The following is a 1,225-nucleotide window of genomic DNA, read 5'->3' as shown; positions in this document are numbered from 1 at the left end:
AACAATCCAGAACAAGGGATTGTTACGCCGAATGACTTCCAAACCACATTGTCAGATTTAAGTAGCAAACCTAAAGATATCAACAATAAAGGACAAGTTGTCGGTTATGTTGAATCAACTTACGACAAAGAAAAGCCTCGTCCAAAAGTGGGTTTCTTATTTGAAAATAGTACTAGCGAATTTTCTAATTTAAACGATCTCCTTACCTGTGGTTCTAAAGGCTATGTACAGAATACTGATGGAGAGTGGGCTCGTCATCAAGTGAGTATTCAAGATGGTACTGGTGAAATATTAACTTATAACACCGATATTCAAGTTGTAGAAGCCAATAGCATTAATGAAGACGGTACGATTGTAGGGACTGCATTTATTCGTAAGCCACAATATCAAACCGATGCAACTACTGGTAATGTGCTTGTCGGTGAAAATAACCTACCGCTATTTGAACTAGACGGAAACGGTGCTCCAGTAACTGCATATTTGCCGCGAATGGTTATTTTGAAACCAACCGCTGGTGAAGCATGTACTACTTCAGACACAGTTGAAGAAGAGGCTTATGAGCGTAAAGGTGCAGCCAGTTTTGCTTGGTTATTCACTCTGCCATTATTATGGTTGCGTCGCCGAGTAAAAAAATAGGCTCAACTGTCATTAAAGACTCAGTGTAGCCACAGTCATCTAGCACCCCAAACAGGGGGTAGTCTAGAACCATAAATAAATCGAGGAAATATTCCTCGATTTTTTTTAACCTAATTCTCAATACCTTAATAAAAGATCATTAAAATGATGGTTTTTTGGGTTGATTTTGACTAAAAAACGATCTATTTCTATATGCAAGGCTTCAGCTTTATCATGTCAAACAGAAGCCTGTCACTGAAGAGGACGCATGCATGAAAAGACAGAAGAGAGATCGTTTAGACAGAGCATTTTCAAAAGGATTTCAAGCCGGAGTAGGAGGGCGTTCTAAGGAGGTTTGTCCCCATTCGAATCTGGATTCACGGTCTCAATGGTTAGGTGGATGGCGTGAAGGTATTGACGGTCGTCTTAATGGCTTATTTAACAAGTAGTACTTAATAAGTAACAGTTAATAAAATGCCCTCGCGATGCAGATCGGAGGGCATTGAGCAACATGTTCAACGTATTTTGAGGTAACGTAGTTTTAACTAGAAAGTTGATGTATCACTGAAAATACCTACTTTTAAATCAGTTGCTGAGTATATTTGACGAC

The 1,225-nt window shown here is 39.1% G+C and carries 2 protein-coding genes and 1 pseudogene; 2 read left to right on the top strand and 1 reads right to left on the bottom strand.

The features are described from left to right. Window positions 1-636 (top strand): DUF3466 family protein (locus CXF78_RS01020; protein WP_145991293.1); only part of this gene is annotated, 636 nt, incomplete at its 5' end. Between the two features lie 251 nt (window positions 637-887). Then, window positions 888-1,064 (top strand): ribosome modulation factor, encoded by a 177-nt coding sequence (gene rmf, locus CXF78_RS01015; protein WP_011638106.1) that lies wholly within the window; start codon window positions 888-890, stop codon window positions 1,062-1,064. A 96-nt stretch (window positions 1,065-1,160) separates the two neighbouring features. On the opposite strand, the pseudogene CXF78_RS01010 reads toward rmf, so the two are convergent. Continuing rightward, window positions 1,161-1,225 (bottom strand): annotated as a pseudogene (locus tag CXF78_RS01010) (3-hydroxyacyl-[acyl-carrier-protein] dehydratase FabA); the annotation flags it as partial.

It is taken from the genome of Shewanella sp. 11B5, from assembly GCF_002836795.1.
In the GTDB taxonomy this organism is placed as follows: Bacteria; Pseudomonadota; Gammaproteobacteria; order Enterobacterales; family Shewanellaceae; genus Shewanella; species Shewanella frigidimarina.
This window is presented reverse-complemented; position numbering and strand designations above follow the sequence as displayed.